At 60.5% G+C, this 17,443-nt stretch carries 12 protein-coding genes; 6 read left to right on the top strand and 6 right to left on the bottom strand.

What is annotated here, in order from left to right; all coding sequences use genetic code 11:
* Positions 1 to 16: 16 nt before the first annotated feature.
* Positions 17 to 283: a hypothetical protein gene (locus tag QQL24_RS11875; protein WP_284312262.1), complete on the bottom strand. Its 267-nt coding sequence runs from the start codon at positions 281 to 283 to the stop codon at positions 17 to 19.
* A 179-nt stretch (positions 284 to 462) separates the two neighbouring features.
* Between QQL24_RS11875 and QQL24_RS11870 the strand changes: the two genes are divergently transcribed.
* Positions 463 to 1,224: a 2OG-Fe(II) oxygenase gene (locus QQL24_RS11870; RefSeq protein ID WP_284312261.1), complete on the top strand. Its 762-nt coding sequence runs from the start codon at positions 463 to 465 to the stop codon at positions 1,222 to 1,224.
* 108 nt (positions 1,225 to 1,332) lie between these two features.
* Here QQL24_RS11870 and QQL24_RS11865 read toward each other — a convergent pair whose 3' ends face one another.
* Entirely contained in the window at positions 1,333 to 2,712 is a 1,380-nt protein-coding gene (locus tag QQL24_RS11865) for a polysaccharide biosynthesis/export family protein (RefSeq protein ID WP_284312260.1), read from the bottom strand.
* 90 nt (positions 2,713 to 2,802) lie between these two features.
* The gene (locus QQL24_RS11860; RefSeq protein WP_284312259.1) at positions 2,803 to 3,906 is read right to left on the bottom strand and encodes a glycosyltransferase; all 1,104 of its coding nucleotides are present in this window, start codon (positions 3,904 to 3,906) and stop codon (positions 2,803 to 2,805) included.
* A gap of 843 nt (positions 3,907 to 4,749) precedes the next feature.
* Here QQL24_RS11860 and QQL24_RS11855 point away from each other — a divergent pair.
* The 5 genes from QQL24_RS11855 to QQL24_RS11835 all read left to right on the top strand — a co-directional run bounded on the left by QQL24_RS11855 (position 4,750) and on the right by QQL24_RS11835 (position 11,816).
* A complete protein-coding gene (locus QQL24_RS11855) occupies positions 4,750 to 5,463 on the top strand; it encodes a sugar transferase (protein WP_348536446.1) in 714 nt (237 codons plus the stop codon).
* A gap of 194 nt (positions 5,464 to 5,657) precedes the next feature.
* Entirely contained in the window at positions 5,658 to 6,809 is a 1,152-nt protein-coding gene (locus QQL24_RS11850) for a glycosyltransferase family 4 protein (RefSeq protein WP_284312258.1), read from the top strand.
* 287 nt (positions 6,810 to 7,096) lie between these two features.
* A complete protein-coding gene (locus QQL24_RS11845; RefSeq protein ID WP_284312257.1) occupies positions 7,097 to 8,533 on the top strand; it encodes a hypothetical protein in 1,437 nt (478 codons plus the stop codon).
* A gap of 305 nt (positions 8,534 to 8,838) precedes the next feature.
* Positions 8,839 to 10,518, top strand: coding sequence for a tyrosine-protein kinase domain-containing protein (locus QQL24_RS11840; RefSeq protein ID WP_284312256.1), 1,680 nt, complete (start codon positions 8,839 to 8,841; stop codon positions 10,516 to 10,518).
* Between the two features lie 362 nt (positions 10,519 to 10,880).
* Positions 10,881 to 11,816 carry a response regulator transcription factor gene (locus QQL24_RS11835; RefSeq protein WP_284312255.1) on the top strand — a complete coding sequence of 312 codons (936 nt, stop codon included), beginning with the start codon at positions 10,881 to 10,883 and terminating at the stop codon, positions 11,814 to 11,816.
* Positions 11,817 to 12,170: 354 nt separating this feature from the next.
* Here the strand turns inward: QQL24_RS11835 and QQL24_RS11830 are convergent, their stop codons facing one another.
* The 3 genes from QQL24_RS11830 to QQL24_RS11820 all read right to left on the bottom strand — a co-directional run bounded on the left by QQL24_RS11830 (position 12,171) and on the right by QQL24_RS11820 (position 17,438).
* Entirely contained in the window at positions 12,171 to 13,025 is an 855-nt protein-coding gene (locus tag QQL24_RS11830) for a LuxR C-terminal-related transcriptional regulator (RefSeq protein WP_284312254.1), read from the bottom strand.
* 835 nt (positions 13,026 to 13,860) lie between these two features.
* Positions 13,861 to 14,913 (bottom strand): alpha/beta hydrolase family protein, encoded by a 1,053-nt coding sequence (locus QQL24_RS11825; protein WP_284312253.1) that lies wholly within the window; start codon positions 14,911 to 14,913, stop codon positions 13,861 to 13,863.
* Positions 14,914 to 14,969: 56 nt separating this feature from the next.
* Positions 14,970 to 17,438, bottom strand: coding sequence for a condensation domain-containing protein (locus tag QQL24_RS11820; RefSeq protein ID WP_284312252.1), 2,469 nt, complete (start codon positions 17,436 to 17,438; stop codon positions 14,970 to 14,972).
* Positions 17,439 to 17,443 lie beyond the last annotated feature (5 nt).

Here is a 17,443-nt window from a genome sequence, read left to right as displayed (position 1 = left end):
CCGGGCGCGAACCTCCTCACCGACCTACGAAAGAGGGTGGATCGCTCGCAGGGAATGATTCATCGCTGGCCTCGTCCACCTCGTCCCAGCTCCGGGCCTCGGTCGACACCGGTTCCCGCCGCATGGCGCGCTCGGCCCATAGATAAAGCAGGACTTCGTCCGCCAGCGCGGCATTCACCGCCGTACGCTGATCAAGAGCAAGCCGCAATTGCCGATTCTGCTCGAGTATCTTGCCCACGAACACGAGGCCCGCGATGGACGCAAGAATACGAAATGCCGACATGACAAGCCTCGCGGTCAATTCTGCCTGGGAAATGAACGGGTAGCTCCCGGCAAAGTTCCAGCCTCCCCGGCTATGCCGAGGTTTGGCCGGTGATTTTAAGTTCCGGCAGCAAGGAACGGAATGTCGCCGGCGCTCCAGCTCCCTACCAAGGCGGAGCGTGAACGAACGGGAGCGATCAAATGAACAACGCCACGACGACACCGATTCACCTGCCGCGAGGGTCGGAGCCTGTGAAATCCGCCGACAAGCGGGTCGCGGCCTATGATTGGCCGGGCATTTCGGAGGAACTCGGCACCTATGGCTGCGCCATCCTCGACAAGCTGCTGACAGCGGAGGAGTGCGCCGGACTCGCCGATCTCTATCCGCAGGAGAAGCATTTCCGCAGCCATGTCCACATGGCGCGCCACGGCTTCGGCAAGGGCGAGTATCGTTATTTCAGCTATCCCCTGCCCTCCCTGATCGGTGAGCTGCGCACGGCCCTCTACCCTCCGCTCGCCGCCATCGCCAATGCCTGGAACGATCTTCTTGGAGTCGACGCAGGCTATCCGCCGGATCATGCCGCCTTCCTGGCGGCTTGCCATCAGGCCGGGCAGACACGGGCGACTCCCCTACTGCTGCAATACGTCCCCGGCGATTTCAACTGCCTGCATCAGGATCTCTACGGCGACCTCGCCTTCCCGATCCAGGTGGCCATCCTGCTCTCCGAGCCGGGGCGCGATTTTACCGGCGGTGAGTTCGTGCTCACCGAGCAACGCCCGCGCATGCAGAGCCGGGCCGAGGTGGTGCCGCTTCGGCAGGGCGATGCAGTCGCCTTCGCCGTGCACAACCGGCCCGCGCGGGGCAGCAAGGGCGCCTATCGGGTGAACATGCGCCACGGTGTCAGCCGCTTGCGCTCAGGCCAACGCCATACGCTTGGCATCATCTTCCATGATGCGCGGTAGTCGATATCGGGAGGGACGGGGCCGGCGAGCCGCGACATCCCGGAAGCCAGGACAAGAAAAAGGCGCGCTGGAAACTCCTAGCGCGCCTCTGGCGAAATGTAGGGTTGGTCAGGGCTGTTGCGATGTCGTCGGCGGGGCGTTGGCGGCTGAGGCAGCGACAGACCCCTGCGGCACCACCGTGACGCTGTCCGACGAAGTACCGGCGCGATCCACCTTGACGACGTCGCCAGGCAGCACGGCGTCCGCCTCAGTTGCCGGAATGGATTGCGCCTTGCCGTCGACAGTGCGCACGATCGTGTAGAGGATCTTGCTGGTGATCGAGCCGATCTGCGCGGCCATCGCCTGCGGCGCCTGCACTTCCGAATTGTAGATCAGACCCTGCGTCGTCGTGGTCTTCTCGATATTCGCGGCGAGCTTGGCGCGAACATCGGAGATCTCGTTCAACGTATCGTTGCGCGCCTTGTTGCGCACGTCGGCAAGGTCCCGATCGGCCTTCGATATGTCCTGCTGGGCACGCAGCGTCTGAAGTTCGACATCCAGGCGGTTGCTTTCGAAGGCCGAGACATTCTGGTCGAGCTGGAGCTGGCGGGAAGCGATGGCCAGGCCCTTCTGAACCAGGCCGTTGACATTGTCGAGCTCCTGCTTGGCGAGATCGAGCTGGTGCTCCAGCGAGACAGTCTTCTCCTTGAGAGATTGGATCTCGGCGGCGAGCAGTGTCTTGGTCTGCCCGATCGCGGCCTCCTGCGAGCTGACAGCCTGGTGCCTGGCGTCGAAGAGCAGCTGTTCCTCGCGCATGAGCTGTTGCACCTGCGGCGAGGAGGACTGGCTCGTCAACTCGGGTGGGAAAGTGATTGTCTGCGCATTCTGCAGCTCGGCATCGAGCCGGGCTTCGCGTGCAATCAAGCCGAGGCGCTCCACCGCGAGCGTACGCAGATCACCGCGGGTCACCAGGCTGTCGCGTTGGTAGCCGAGCAAGCCAAGATCGGTGACGCGCACCACGCCGCCCGCGGTGCTGACGGCCTGGAGCACAGTGAGGCCGGGCTTGTAGGGATATTGGCCGGGGGTCGTCACCAAGCCCATGATGAAGAAGGGGCGATAGGTCGAGACTTCCACCGAAGCATCGGGCCGGTTGGAGAGGCCGATGGTCGACTGGAGGCGCTGACCGATCAGGGTCGCAAAGTCGGCTGTGCTCTTGCCGGCAGCCGGCACCTCGCCGATGAGCGGCAGCGAGACATTGCCTGAAGCCCCGACCACGAACTCACCCGTCAACGCCGCCCATTCATGTGCATCGTTGTTGGAGGGGCGCCAGTCATAGACGCGGATCTTCAGCTTGTCTTCGGGGCCCAGCAGATAAGGATCTGCCCGTGCGGTGGAGGCCATTCCCACAAGTACGGTCGAAGCCATGAGCAAGGCAGCCGCCAACTTGCTGACGGTGCCGACCTTTGCTTCGCGGCGATGAGAGCTCTGGTGGAATTGATCAGAATTCATGAAGCCACATACCAATCTTCAATCGGAGCGCAAGCGAGAATGCTTGACTTGCGCAGGTTTGACGAAACGAATCAACAGGCAGGAGCCGATTTATAGCCTGCCCTGCTTCTCACTGACGCGACGCTCGACATAGGCTTTCATCTTTTCCATGAAAACACTCTTTCCGAAAGTCTGCGCATGGGCCGTTATTGCGGCCGGGTCGATATCCATGCTCTCCAGCCGCTCGATCGCCTCGATGATCGCTTCCACGCTTTGCGTCTCGAAAAAGACGCCCGTCTTGTCGGCAACCACGGTTTCGGTTGCCCCGCCCTGCCCGTAGGCGATCACGGGACGCCCGCTGGCCATCGCCTCGACCGGAACGATGCCGAAATCCTCCTCCCCGGGGAAGATCAGCGCCCTGCAGCGCGCATAGTGATGACGCAACGCAGAGAAGGGCTGCTGCCCCAGGACTGTAACGGTCGGCCCCGCCATGGCCTTGATCTTCGGAAGCATTTCGCCGCTGCCGATAATGATCAGTTTCTTGCCGGTGCGGTTGAAGGCCTCGACGGCAAGATCCGGCCGCTTGTAGCTGACTAGTTCGCCCACCATCAGATAATAATCACCGAGCTCCGCAGCATCGACGGCCTGGAAATCGGTTGTACTGACGGGAGGGAATATGACATCTGAATCGCGTCGATAATAAGACTGTATGCGCCGCGACACGGTTTTCGAGTTGGCGACGAAGTGATCCACGCGCGAGGCGGAGCCCGCGTCCCAGTTGCGGATATAATGCGCGATCGGCGGCATCAACAGACGCGTCAGCAGGCCACTACGCTCGCGATAGTCATGGAACATGTTCCAGACATAACGCATTGGCGAGTGACAATAACATATATGCGTCGCGTCGGCGGGGGGGATGATGCCCTTGGTTGGGCCGGATTCGCTGCTGATCACCAGATCATAGCCCCGCAGATCGAGGTTTTCGAGCGCCAGCGGCATGAAGGGAAGATAGTTCTTGTAGAGCTTGTGGGCCGCCGGCAACGCATTGATGAACGAGGTCGTAACCTTATGTCTGCGAATTATCGGCGAAACGGCGTCGGGACGATACACATGTGTAAATATATCGGCCTGTGGATATAGTTCACAAAGTGCCTCGATGACTTTCTCACCGCCGCGCATCCCAACAAACCAATAATGTACGATAGCAATTCGCATTGCACCATTTCCTGCAGCGCCCAAGTAGAACGCTCACCTCTTCAAGCACAAACGACGACTTCGCCGCCAGCATTTTCATGCTGGGGCGTACGACCAATGGCTTAATCCGCGGCTCTACCCCGCCCAGGACGCGACCACGCGTTCCCATACACGGGCGCTACGAAGATGACATTATATCTCTTGTGGGAAGCGACTTCTGTGCGTTTTCGCACAGACCCCGAATGGATGGATAATCGGCCCATTTTTGCCAAAAACCTTGTCAATTTTCATCAAATTTCGACTCAAGCGGCATATGCTGGTGGTCTCGGCCCCACCATTCGAACAGGTCCTGGCAGCACCAAAGGGCGGCAGCGGCATCCCAAAGGGCCCTATGCACATTCATGCGTCGCAGTGGCCGTTCTGCCACACCTCCCAGGAGGGGGAACAACCTACGCCTCGCTTTGAAAAATAAGGCAAATTCTACCGCTACCGAGGGCATTGATTAGGACATAGGGGTACAGAGAAATGCGATCTGCTACCTCCTAATAATTAGATGTTACCCCCAATTTTAGTTCTTTCGAAGGGTGATACCTATGATGCGCGACGCAACGGTATGCCAGCACTACTCCGAATTCCGTCGGGGCTAATCCTTGCTTTCTGGCCGAAAATTCAGCAATTCAGTGTTCATTAGTTTAACGCAAATCCAAAGACGGCTGGGCCTCTGTTTATCGTTGTCAGCAAAATATTTCACCCGCTGCAACATTCCAGACGTTGTTTTGAAATGCCGCAACGCAATATGCTGAGCGGCGGGCGTTTGAGTGTTAGGTAACTTAACGTAATATGCCACTCTGACCGAGGCGACAGATGGAGAACTTGGCTAGCTCTGATAGTCTTAGCCGGATTGCCGGTAATGATGATGCCTCCGTGTTCAAGGCAAGGAAGCAAGGTTCCGGCTTTTTCCTGGATTTCGGGAGAGCAAGCAAGCGTGCATTCGACGTCGCAGTTGCGACTTCTGCGCTTGTATTTTTGCTCCCCATGTTCCTTTTGCTTGTTGGTGTACTTCTTGTTGCACAGGGACGTCCGATTTTCATTCGACACAGCCGCGTCGGGCGTGGCGGCACCAGCTTCCCGTGTTTGAAGTTCCGGTCGATGGTGACCAATTCGGACGTGGTTCTGCGTGAATATCTGGCGAGCAATCCCAGCGCGCTGGAGGAGTGGAAGGAGAGCCACAAGCTCAAAAACGATCCGCGCATCACGCCGTTGGGCCACTTCCTGCGCAAGTCCAGCGTCGACGAGTTGCCCCAGCTCTTCAACGTGATCCGCGGCCACATGAGCCTGGTCGGTCCCCGGCCGATCGTGCGGGACGAGATCGTCCGCTATGGCGCCTATATCGAGGACTATCTGCGGGTTCGCCCGGGCCTTACCGGCCTGTGGCAGGTGAGCGGACGCTCCGACACCTCCTACCAGCACCGCGTGGTCCTCGATGTCCGCTATGTGCGGGAATGGAGCCTGTGGAGGGATATCGTCATCATCTTCAAGACGATCCCGGCCCTGCTGCAGTCCAAGGGTTCCTACTAAGGCCTAGAACTGGGGCATGGGCACGCCGCTTGGCTGTCACGCCCCTGCTCCCAGCAGCAATCACCAGTACCGCCCCGAATGCCAACTTATCGGGGCGGTTTTTTATTGAGCGCTAAAAGCGGCGTTTGCTGCAGCGGGAATGCTTGTTCCCCCCGCGCCCGTTTGATAGCCTGCGTTTGAATGGGAAGCTTGCGATGATCGCCGACGCAACGCACCCCGCTGGTGCGACAGGTGCGGCTCTTGCGGAGCAGACCTTAAAGCCTCAGCTGGTCGACCTTCCGACTTTCGCCATCAATGGGCGCTTTCTGACGCAGCCCGTCACGGGCGTGCAACGCTACGCCCGTGAGATCGTGGATCGGCTCGACCGCATCCTCAAACAGAACGGACGCGGGGCCAATATCTATCTCCCGGCCGGTGACGTATCCGTTCCGCCTTATGCTGCGCTCAAGCCAGTACGATCCGGACACCTAACCGGGCATGCCTGGGAACAGGCCGCGCTGCCGGCCGCGGATAGCGCCTTCCTGCTCAACCTCTGCAATCTGGGGCCGGTCGTCCGCCGCAGACAAATCGTCTGCATGCACGACGCGAATGTCTACAACATGCCCGAAAGCTACAGCCGCAGCTTTCGAGCGGTCTACCAGACCCTGCTTCCCGCCCTTGCCCGCCGGTCCGCGGCGATCACCACCGTCTCCCATTTCTCGGCGCGGGAGCTGGCTCGCCATCTTCCCATCCGGGAAGAACGGATCACGGTGCTCCCGAATGGGCATGAGCATGTCTTCAAATGGGATGCTCGCCGCTCCATCCTCCTGGTGAAGCACCGATTCGAGCGCCCCTATGTCTTCATTCTCGGCAGCCGCGCTCGCCACAAGAACAACGGGATGATCTTCGGCCTCGCCCGGGCCCTCGACGAGCTCGGTATCGACATCGTGGTGACTGGCGGCCAGGCCAGCATCTTTGCCGAGGCCGAGCAGACGGTCGCAGCCCCGAATCTGCGTTTCATGGGCTTCGTCAATGACGATGATCTTGCAGCCCTCTTGGGTGGCGCGCTGTGCCTCGTCTTTCCGTCCTTCACGGAAGGATTTGGCCTGCCCATCGTGGAGGCCATGGCTCTGGGCTGCCCGGTCATCTCCTCCGACCGGGCGAGCATGCCCGAGATCTGCGGCGAGGCTGCGTTGATGGCCGCCCCGGACCAGCCCGAGGCCTGGCTCGCCCAGATCCGGCGCCTGCTGGACTCGCCCCAGTTGCGCGACGAACTCAGGGACCGCGGGCATGAGCAGGTAAAATCCTTCTCATGGGACGCTTCGGCGGAGGGCTACCTTGATCTCATGAAGGAAGGCCGGCGCTGAATGGACGAAATTCCTTCGGCCTCGGCATGGCCATCCGAAACCGGATCATGCAGCGCTGGGGCATTGTGCCGAATGGGAGTATCGGTCTTCTGAACGGGCCGCCGAAGAGCAAGGACCCGGCGGGGTCGAAACTGGCCCGAGGAGCATGTCCAACGCGCCAGGCACGGCGGGGCGGAATGTAAAGTCTGCGCGTTAAGGTAGGCGTTGGCGCGTGCGATGGGCTATGGGGGTGGGTGCGTGTCCCTGCCCAGCCTCCGACGGGAAATTGGCGTAAGGTTGAAACTCGGATGACGATTGAGCCAGTTGGTGCGGTAGCCTTGCTCCTGGGACTCCTGATCCTGTTTCGGGGGCCTGTGGTGGGATTCTACATCCTCATTCCGTCGGGTCTCCTCGGCTCCTGCGCCGTCCTGTTTCTCACCGCCCTTGGCGGCGCTCCGGTGCAGCCGGCTCATCTGATGCTAGGATTCGTCATCCTGGCGATGTTCGCCCAACCCGGCACGACCGGCGAGGTATGGTCAGCCCTCACCTTTCCGCGTGAAGCCTTCTGGCTGCTGTTGACAGTACTTTGGGGCACCCTGGGCGCCATCCTCTTCCCGAGGATCTTCGCCGGCGCGGTCTATGTCTCCGCCATCAACCAGGGCGGCGGTGAGGGATCGCCACTCCTCGTGCCGCTCGGGCCGACGACCGGCAACATCACGCAGTCCGTCTACTTTATCGCCGATCTGGTCACCTTCCTGGTCTGCTATGTCTTCGCCAAGAACCGCGACAACTTCAACGTCCTGGCGCAGGCCTATTTCATCTATTGCGTGCTCAATATCTTCTTTGCCCTCGTGGACCTGGCGACATTCTGGACGAACACCTCGTTCCTGCTCGATTTCATGCGCAATACGACCTACGCCCTGCATGATGATACGGTCATTGCGGGCATGAAGCGCATCGTCGGCTCTTTCACAGAGGCCTCCTCCTTCGGCGGCGTGACCCTGGGCACCTTTGGCTTCACCTTCAGGCTGTGGCTAGGCGGCGTGCGCCCGGCGCTGACCCTCACCATCGCTATGATCAGCCTGATCCTGCTGGTGATGTGCACGGCGACCACTGCCTATGTAGCCCTGCCTCTGGTGCTGGCCATCCTTTACATGACATCGCTCTGGCGCCTGATTCGCGGCCCGGTACCGAAGACCGTCATGGCCTTCCTCATCTTTGCACCTCTCCTCTTCATCCTGATCGTCGCTGCGGTCATGCTGATACCCGCGGTCGGCGACCAGGTATGGGCAATCGCCGATGAGATGCTGTTCAACAAGGCCACCAGCCAATCGGCCGAAGAGCGTGGCAGCTGGAACAAGGCGTCCATAGAGACGTTCTTCGCCACCTTTGGACTGGGTGGAGGTATCGGCGCGGTACGCTCCTCCAGCTTCCTCCTGGCGGTGTTCGGCAATCTCGGCATCATCGGCTGCCTCACCTACGGCCTTTTCCTGTTCCTGATCTTGTTCAGACGCTCGAGAAAGCCGCTGGACTGGTATGTCCATGAGGTTCGGGCGGCTGCGCGCACCACCTGCCTGGCAAACATCATCACATGTTCGATCTCGGCATCGCTGATCGATCTCGGGCTTTCCTTCTTCATGCTTGCGGGCTTGGCCTGTGCCGCCAGCGACACGAGCAATGTGCCGGCCAAGCAGCAGGAGCAGGAAGAGATCCCCAACCTCCTGCGCGCGGGGTTGCGGTCGTGAGCTTTGGCAGCCGCCGCAACCGAACGCGCCCATGGGGGTCTCGGTGCTTCGAAACGCCCGACGGGGCCGCCAGGCGCCAACACCCGCCATTGCGGCTTATGTTCAAGAACTTTATAAGCAATTCGACGAATGACGATCAGGCTAGACGCTATGCTGATCGGCTGAACGAAAGAATCGTCGGATCATGCCATTTAAAGGATGCTCAATTCGCATCCGGACGGATAGAAAGGCGAGGAAAAGCGGTGCGATCCGGATTTCCTCATATCCACCCCGTGTTTGATTTCTGAAGGTTCAAGGCAGCCGGAATGCTTTATATTAGGCCGCTCAACGATCAGCCCAACCGCTTCAGTCCTCGCGACGTCATCGTGGAAGTTCTGCGATATGGCTGGGGAATGGTGCTGTGGTTCATTTTCTGTATGGCCCTGGCCATCGGTTATCTGGCTTATACGCCGCCGGAATTCTATGCCTCCACAAATGTCATCCTGCAGCCGAGAAGTTCCTTCTCGACGGTGCAGGGTACCGACCCCAGCCTGCTGCAGGTCAACCTCGACAACTCGCAGGTGGAAAGCCAGATCCAGATCGTCAAATCCGAGCGGGTGCTGCGCTATGTCTTCCAGACCCTGGACCTGCAGGACGATCCGGAGTTCGTGGGCAAGCCCATCACTGACCCCGACCCTACGGGAGAACTCGCCAGGCGCCGGACCGAAGCTGCCTTCCAGTCCTTCTCCGATCGCGTGACCGTCCGCAGGATCGGGCAGTCCCTGGTGCTGGAGATCGGCTTCCGCTCCCGGTCGTCGGCGCGCGCTGCCAGCCTCGCCAATTCGATCACGGCGTCGTTCATGCGCGAGCAGATCCTTGGCAAAGCCGTCTCCCTGCAGAGCAGCAATGACTGGCTGCAGGTGCGCAAGGATGAAGTCAACGCCCAGCAGAAGGCCGTCGAGGATGCCGTCCGAACCGGCGACATGGGCCAGCAGCAATTCTCAGCTTCCGACTCGCGTATCATCAGCGCGGCGGCCGAGCCGCTTGCCAAGAGCTACCCACAGACCAAGCTGATTCTGGCGCTCGCCTTCGCGCTCGCCTTGCTCACCGGCCTGGGCATGGTCGGCGTGCTCCACAGCCTGGATCGCACGCTGCGTGCCAAGCGGCATGTCCAGCGCGACCTCGGCCTCAACTGCCTCGGCATCGTACCCATGGCGACAGACCGTCGCGAGGGCGGCCTCCTCAGCTTCCTGATCAATCTGCCGCGCTCGGCCCTTCACTTCCTGCGCTCGCTTTGGCCATTCCGCTCGGACGAGCAGGGCGAGAGTTCCGAGGATTTCCTGTCCTACAGCACCTCGCGCGCGGGCACGGTCTCGCCCTTCGCCGAAAGCCTGCGCGCCGTACGCACGGCCATCATGGGTCGCGAGGTGAGCTCCGGACCGCGGCTGATCGGTGTGGTCTCCTGCCTGCCGAGCGAGGGCAAGACAACCATCGCGTCGAACCTCGCCCATCTCTTCGCCGCGTCCGGCCGGCACACCATGCTGGTCGATGGCGACCTGCGCAATTCCACGCTTACCCGCCATTATGCGCCAAATGCCAAATATGGCCTCAGTGACGTGCTCCAGCATAGCGAAAGCCAGATCACGGTATCCGACGTGAACATCGCCCCCCGACTCGACTTCATTCCCGCCATGGGCAGCGGCCGCAGCACCGACATCAACCTCTTCATCGGCTCCTCCGCCATGCAGGGCGAGCTGAAGGTGATGAAGGCCTATGACTATGTCGTGGTGGATCTGCCGGCCATGAGCATGTCCTCCGACGTCAAGGCGCTCGCGCCCCTGCTCGATGCGGTGGTGTTCATCATCGAGGCTGGCAAGACCACGAGCGATGACGTCACCGAGGCTCTGGAGACCCTTCAGCAGGCCAATGGCAAGATTCTCGGCGCCATCCTGAACAAGGTTCCAAAGCGCGATTGGCCCACGCTTCTGCGCCGGCCCCGGCAATAGCTCTTTCGATGAGCAATGGCTGCCGGCATCACGCCTGAGAAGGCGCGGCCTATGCAATTTGGGCTCCTTCAGCGCGGCCGACAGGGCTAGGCAGTGCGCTTTAACCCGCGAAGCTACTCACATCGAGGGGTTTAGCGCGCTCCGGCGTCATCTACTGCCTTTGAGTTACCTGCTACCTAAATTGGCCCCGTTTCTCCGATCCTCCTATCAACATTGCTAGATTGAAATGATGGGTCGTTTGAATCATTCTGTGACCGTGCAGTATCGCGTAAAAGAAGTTTTTGGTTTTGGAGTTGTGAATAGTGCCACCAGTAGCGTGCTGCACTATAAGTAATTCTCCCAAAGATTACATTTGAGCTGCTATGCCGAACCACCGGCTTACGGTCAATTCAAGCAACATCACAAAGGAAGATTCCTTGGTACTGTTGCAAAACTTGCGCGAAGAAATTTTGCGCTTGGGCTCTATTGATTTGTCCACAGTCACAGGCGGCCCAGCAAGTAAACTGCAGGTTATGAGTGATCCCTCCCTCCCGGCACCCTCGCACTTGCCGGGTCAATCAAATGGCGGCTCCATGGTTGCAAGTAGTCCGGTCGGGCCGATAGTGCTGATTAATAACAGAGCCCTGCAACGCGACTGTCTGGGCAGGGTGCTGGCGGCTGAATTCCCGCAACGGCGGGTGCTGACTTTTGCGTCGATCGATGACTGGAACGCCGTCGCGGATCAGGAAACGGCGACGCCGTTGGTGTTCCTTTGCGACAGTGATACCGCTCTCGATCTGGACGCACTGGGTGTAGGCACCGCCCTGTGGCAGATGGCCCCTGTCATCCTACTCTCGGACGCGGAAGATCCCGCCAGCATCTTCCGAGCGCTGGATATGGGCATCAAGGGCTACATCCCTTCCAGCCTGGGCATCGAGGTCGCTATCGAGGCGACACGCCTCGTGATGGCCGGCGGTGTTTTCGTTCCGGCAGCAAGCCTGATCAGGGCTGCGAACGAACCCAGCGCCCCACGACCAGAGCTTGCGAGCAGGCCTCACACGCCGATCTCGCCCCGCCAATTGTCAATCATCGCTGCCGTGAGCCGCGGCAAGTCGAATGCGGCCATTGCCGATGAACTCAATCTGCGGGAAAGCACCGTCAAGGTGCATATCCGAAACATCATGAAGAAGCTCAAGGTGAAGAGCCGGACGGCCATCGCCCATAAGTCGCGAGACATTCTGCGCGCCCAGGGCTACGAGATCTACAATACGCCGGACGCCGGTCGGCCACCGTTGGGAACCGGCATCAAGGTTTCCTGACCGGTGTGGGGCGCCTCTGGTCGGGGCCGCACGACAGATAGCCGTTCGCGGCCCTGCGGCGGCAGCAGGACACCCCCCGGGATCTCTTGAGCTTCTTCGGCGCTGGCCGCAGAATGCGAGCCACCACCCTTCCTGAGGCCGGCAACCCTACCCCGGCAACCGCCAGGTGCAGTCCTCAAAATATCGCTTTGAGCTGACGCGGGCTTCCCTGTTTCGGAGCGTTGTCCGAAGGCGGCCGCACTGCGGAGCCACGGGACCTGAAAACGAAAAAGCTCCGCCGCGCGTACCGGAATGTTTCGGCACGCGCAGCGGCGCTTCAGGCAAACAAGGAGGGCCCTTTGAGGCCCTCCGAAATCAGAACAGCTCGTTGGTCAGGAAGGCGATCTCGGTGCGGTTACGCGCCTTGATCTTCCGCATGATGTTGCGGACATGCACCTTAACCGTGCATTCGCCCATGTTGAGCTTGTAGGCGATGAGCTTGTTGGACTCACCCTGGCGCAAACGATCGATCACCTCAAGCTGGCGCTGGGTGAAAACGTTCTGCCGTGACTTGCCGCCCGTATCCGTCTCCACCACCGCCGAGGCGGTTGGCGAACGCGAAGACAGGAGACCGCTGGCCGGCACGAAGGTGCCGCCAGCACGCACAAGGCGAATGGCCGCAATGGCAACATCCAGATTGGAGCTCATGGCGATATAGCCCCTCGCTCCGCGCTCGAGCGCCGCGACAATCTCCGTGGAATCCTCGAAGTCGGAAACCACGATCACGCGTGCCTCGGTAGCGGACTGGATGACCAGATCGAGATCGTGCCGAACCGCAGCCTCGGTCGATTTGCGGCCCGTGGCGCACAAAAGCACGATCAGGGGAATGTCCTGAGCATCCATCCGGCGCCAATCTTCGACACTGGTATAGCCTTCGGCCACGAAATTCGGCTCGGAAGCCGAAAGACAGCGCATCAAACAGCTGCGTGAAAGCGCATTCTCATCGATGATGGCAATGCGCGTCTGCAGATCCGGCTCGGGCTTTACGCCCGAGCGGGCATCGTGAGAACCGACGGGATATTCTTCCTTCTTGAAATCAAGAAAGGATGTTGAGGGTTTCGAGGACAACCCTCCGCCCGCCGTAAACGGCTCTAGTTCTTGGCGACCCACAGAAAAATCGTTCACAGTTCTAGTCTCCGAACAAATCATTTTTCCCAACGCCGCCAGCAAGCCTGTCCCAACCAAGCCGCGGCACTCAATATTTCGGCAACCTTCGTGGTTCTATCGGCCACGTTCTAATTCTGGCCGGGTCGCAGGAGTAATATGCTACCTCTAAAGAAGGAGGTTCGACCCGGCATAGTTTTCCCGATTACCTAACTAGTATGCAACGATTCCGCTGTAAACTCCATAAGAATGCGAGGGAGCCACTCGGAATTTGTATGATGCATTACGATAGTCACTACGGAGCGTGACGCCTGCGTGATACCTCTAGGACATCCATCAGTCTAAAGTCGGGCTGCCACCACCTGGCGACTGTGGCCGCCTCGTGGTGGCGAAACTTCCTGGTGCCCTCCCCTATCCGAAAGCTGATCCATCCTCATCATCCTTTATACCGCATTTCAGGCACGAGGCTGTGCGAAAACGCACATCGCGAGCATACGAAAACTTCGCGTAAGAATATAAATTATCAAGCAAAAACAGAATATTATGGATATTCCGGTGACGGCTCCGCGAATCGAAATCCTGTCAAATTGCGCCGCACCCGAACTTCCCATCAGCGAATCCGTTCGACTGCTGGCGCAAACCACCTGCACCGCGGCATCAGGCCACGCCCGTGACTCGCTGGCTTTTGCCTCGCCGCGCGCATTCTTTGCGTCAACTCGCCGGACTGTGGGACCGCGAACACAATTGCGCCCGAATCATGCGATGCGGTGCCTGGTACACATGTGCAACAGCCCGAAACGTGCCAAAACAGGGTCGGGACACCCGAAAATCAACTCATCCGGCCGTTTTATTGTACCGCTCGCCTGCTCGCCACGGCTGATCTACCTGGCCAATCCCTGCCTCAGCGGGAAGAGGCGGGCGGCTGGGCGAATTCGAGCCGGACCTCTTTGTAGGGAGAGGGCATCTGGTCGATGAGACTGGTCTGGCTGCCGGCGACATAACGCTCGAAAAAGCTCAGGATATAGGCGTTGACGATCTCGGGTATACGGCCGGAGCCGGGCAGAAGAGCCGCGAGTTGCTGGGCCACGGAGCGCTTGGAGACGTCGACGAAGCTTTCATGGTTGGAGCCGGAGATGACGAGATAGTAGCCGCCATGCCTGATCATATTGGCACGCAACTGCCTATAGTCAGCGTCGTTCAAGCGAGCCACCAGGCGCTCGCGCATATTGGGCGAGTCGAGATCCGCCGGCGTGGGCATCGGCGTGTCGTCGCTGATCTCCAGGAAGGGCTGGACGACACCGAGGGTCGAGGCGTCGGCGAAAAGCCAGCCATCCAGGTTGAGAGCCGCCTTGAACCGTGGGTCCTGCCAAGCTGTCTGCGCCGCGACGGCCCCTCCGAAGGAGTAACCCAGGATCCCGGTCCGGTTGAAATCGAGGCTGCGGATCAGGGTGGCCTTCTCGTCGGATGCCGCACACCTAGCCGCTGCCGTCAGCGCACTGAAGACGACAATATTGTCCGACGCGAATTGCCGTGCCTTGCCGTCGACCAGGATCTTGGTCCGATCGAAGGCCTCCTGCGAGGAGAAGTCGAGAAACTGGTCGTACTCGTTGAGATCGAGCCGGTGATCGATGCTGATCACCACGAAACCATACGTCACCAGTTCATGGATCTGTCCGAAATGGCTGTCGCTGCTGCCGCCCCATGCAGCGTTGAACAGCACGACGGGATAAGGGGATCCCACTTGCGGCGGCTCCTGCGCCTTGCTCGGATACCAGGCCTTCACCACCAGCCGCTGAGCAACGTCCTTCAGTCCTTGGGACACCGGCACATCAGGGCAGAGCTCCGTCAGCGGCAAGGTCATCACCGCCACCACAGGCGTGTCGGCTGGAGCGGGTCCGGCGACACCGAAGGCCGTCACCAGCACGCCGGCCACCAGCCGCGAGCCAGAAGACAAGGTCCGCCATGACCTGAGGCGCTTCCTGAGGCCTGCAGCGGAGAGCGGCCAGCGCCTCATTGCTGGCCGGGCTGCCGCTTCAACGTAGCATTGATGATATTGGCGATGGTCGTCGAGCCAGCCCGCCGCAGGAGATCGCTATGGCTGCCAGGGACAGACGCCATGGTGACGTGCTCGGTGGTCAGCGCCTGCCAGCCCATCGTCTTGTCGAGGAAGGCCCCCAGCGGCATGTCGGCATTGTGGATCGAGAGGATCGGGACCGGCAGTTGCTTGGTTTCCTGGCTATGCCCGGCCTGGTCGATCCACTTGTTGCGCTGCGTGATCTCGTCGATGTCGGCATCGGGCTTCGAGTTCAGCCCGATGGCGGCGAGAAGCTTTCTGCTGAACATCCCCATGCGCCGGCGTGCATTCTTGCGTCCCTCCGCACCCTTGAAGAACAGGCCGACATAGAAGCCCAGCTTCTGGATGCGATAGGAAAATTCGGCGAGGAAGGCCCTGAGCCGCGACTGGCGCATCAGATATTTCGGCGCCCATGCATCGATGGCCACGAGAAGCTCGACCCGCTCGCCCTTCGCGACCAGTTGGCGCGCGATCTCGAAGGAGAGACGTGCGGCGAAGCAGAAGCCGAGAAGGATATAGGGGCCCCTGGGGCGGACTTCCTCGATGGCGCGCAGATAATGGGTCGCCAGTTCCGAATAGGGAATCTGCGGCCGGGTCTCGATGAAATCCGGGACCGGAATGGAGATGAACGGACGGTCTCCTCCCAGGCGATCGGCGAGATCCTGGAAGATGAAAGTGTCGTGCACCGCCAGGATCGGCGTCTTGTCGCCAAGCGGCTGCATCACGACAACGTTGTCGGACTGGGCCTCAGGCTCGCCGACAATAAGGTTCGCCAGCCCTGCGATGGTGGGATAGGTGTAGAGATCCTCGAAGGGAATGCGCTTGTCGAAGATCTTCTCGACGCGCGACAGCAGGCGAAACGCGGTGAGCGAGTGGCCGCCGAGCGCGAAGAAATTATCGGTGCGGCCGGGCGTCGGGATCTTCAGCACCGTCTTACAGATCTCGGCGAGTTGCGCCTCCACCCCTTCGCGTGTGGTCGCCGGGATGGTGGGGGCCTGCAGGAGCGGCCGCACCGGCTGGATGGCGCGCGCAGGAGCCGCCTGCCTCTCAGGGATCGGCTGATCGGGATCGGCAATGAAGCTTTCGAGCAGCCCGTGCAATTGCAGGAGATAGCCCTCCGCCGTCGCTGCATTGTAGAGCGAGGTGTTGTATTCGCAGGACATGCGCCAGCCGTCGGGGCGTTCCACGAAAAAGAAGTTCAGGTCATAGAGCGCGCCCGGCGACACGGACGGCATGTCGATCAGCGTCAGGTCGGGCCGTACATCGGTTGGAATGAACGAACGCTGGCAGATCACATTGACCGAGAAGAGCGGATTGCGGCCGGGATCGCGTATCGGCTTGACGATGGCGACGATGTCCTCGATCGGCATGCGCTGGTTGACCAGGGCGCCTTCGATCACGTCGTGCATGCGGCCCAGCAACTGCCGGAAACTCGGGGTCCCTCCGGCATCGACGCGCAGGGGCACCGTGTTGATGAAGGGGCCGATGACATTGTTGAGCTCGACACGGTCACGCCCGGCGATCTGCGTGCCGAGGGTGATGTCCTCCTGCCCGGTCAGACTGTAAAGCATGCCGACCAGCGCACTCGCTCCCACCATGAAGAAGGTGCAGCCCTCGGACGTGGCCAGGGCGGTCATGGCATCGGTAAGCGTGCGCGGCAATTGGCGTCCGGCGATGACCGCCGGCGCGGAGCCCGCGCTGTGGGGCTTATCGGTCGGCAGGTCGAAAGGCTGAAAGCCCGCCAGTTGCGTCGTCCAATAGTCGCGCTCGGCCTTGAGATCGTCGACCTTGATCCACTCGGTCTGCCACACCGCGAAGTCGGCATATTGCAGTGGCAGATCCGACAATTGCGGTGCCCTGCCCTTCAGGCTGGCCTCGTAGAATTCCATCATGTCACGGGCGATGATGCCCACCGACCAGCCGTCGCTGGCAATGTGATGGACGGTCACCAGGATGATGTGTTCTTCGGCGCCGACCTTCAGCAGCGTCGCCCGCAGATTGGGAACCGCCGTCAGGTCGAAGGGCTTGCGCGCCTCGATCAGGCTGATGCGTTCCCGTTCCTCCAGCCGCGCCCGCTCGGGCAGCAGCGTGAGGTCGATGACCGGCAGCTGCAGCAAGGCTTCGGGCATGACAAGCTGCACGGGTTCGCCATCGACGTCACGATAGGCGGTACGCAGGATCTCATGCCGATCGATTACGGCGTTCAGAGCCTGCTGGAGGACAGGCACGTCGATGCGCCCCTGAAGGCGCCAGCGCACGGCGACATTCAGGGCCGGGTTTTCCGGGGTAATCTGGTCGAGCACCCAGAAACGGCTCTGCGCCAGGGAGCACGGGAACTCGTAGATCTCGGCCTCCTGGACCTGAAGATCCTTCCCGCCGCTGTTTCCAGGATCCGTATTGGACATAGACA

This window comes from Labrys miyagiensis, assembly GCF_030160835.1.
In the GTDB taxonomy this organism is placed as follows: domain Bacteria; phylum Pseudomonadota; class Alphaproteobacteria; order Rhizobiales; family Labraceae; genus Labrys; species Labrys miyagiensis.
This window is presented reverse-complemented; position numbering and strand designations above follow the sequence as displayed.

What these genes read in the sequence shown, in the direction of transcription:
- QQL24_RS11875 (WP_284312262.1), bottom strand. Translation starts at nt 283, where the DNA reads ATGTCGGCATTTCGTATTCTTGCGTCCATCGCGGGCCTCGTGTTCGTG.
- QQL24_RS11870 (WP_284312261.1), top strand. Translation starts at nt 463, where the DNA reads ATGAACAACGCCACGACGACACCGATTCACCTGCCGCGAGGGTCGGAG.
- QQL24_RS11865 (WP_284312260.1), bottom strand. Translation starts at nt 2,712, where the DNA reads ATGAATTCTGATCAATTCCACCAGAGCTCTCATCGCCGCGAAGCAAAG.
- QQL24_RS11860 (WP_284312259.1), bottom strand. Translation starts at nt 3,906, where the DNA reads ATGCGAATTGCTATCGTACATTATTGGTTTGTTGGGATGCGCGGCGGT.
- QQL24_RS11855 (WP_348536446.1), top strand. Translation starts at nt 4,750, where the DNA reads ATGGAGAACTTGGCTAGCTCTGATAGTCTTAGCCGGATTGCCGGTAAT.
- QQL24_RS11850 (WP_284312258.1), top strand. Translation starts at nt 5,658, where the DNA reads ATGATCGCCGACGCAACGCACCCCGCTGGTGCGACAGGTGCGGCTCTT.
- QQL24_RS11845 (WP_284312257.1), top strand. Translation starts at nt 7,097, where the DNA reads ATGACGATTGAGCCAGTTGGTGCGGTAGCCTTGCTCCTGGGACTCCTG.
- QQL24_RS11840 (WP_284312256.1), top strand. Translation starts at nt 8,839, where the DNA reads ATGCTTTATATTAGGCCGCTCAACGATCAGCCCAACCGCTTCAGTCCT.
- QQL24_RS11835 (WP_284312255.1), top strand. Translation starts at nt 10,881, where the DNA reads ATGCCGAACCACCGGCTTACGGTCAATTCAAGCAACATCACAAAGGAA.
- QQL24_RS11820 (WP_284312252.1), bottom strand. Translation starts at nt 17,438, where the DNA reads ATGTCCAATACGGATCCTGGAAACAGCGGCGGGAAGGATCTTCAGGTC.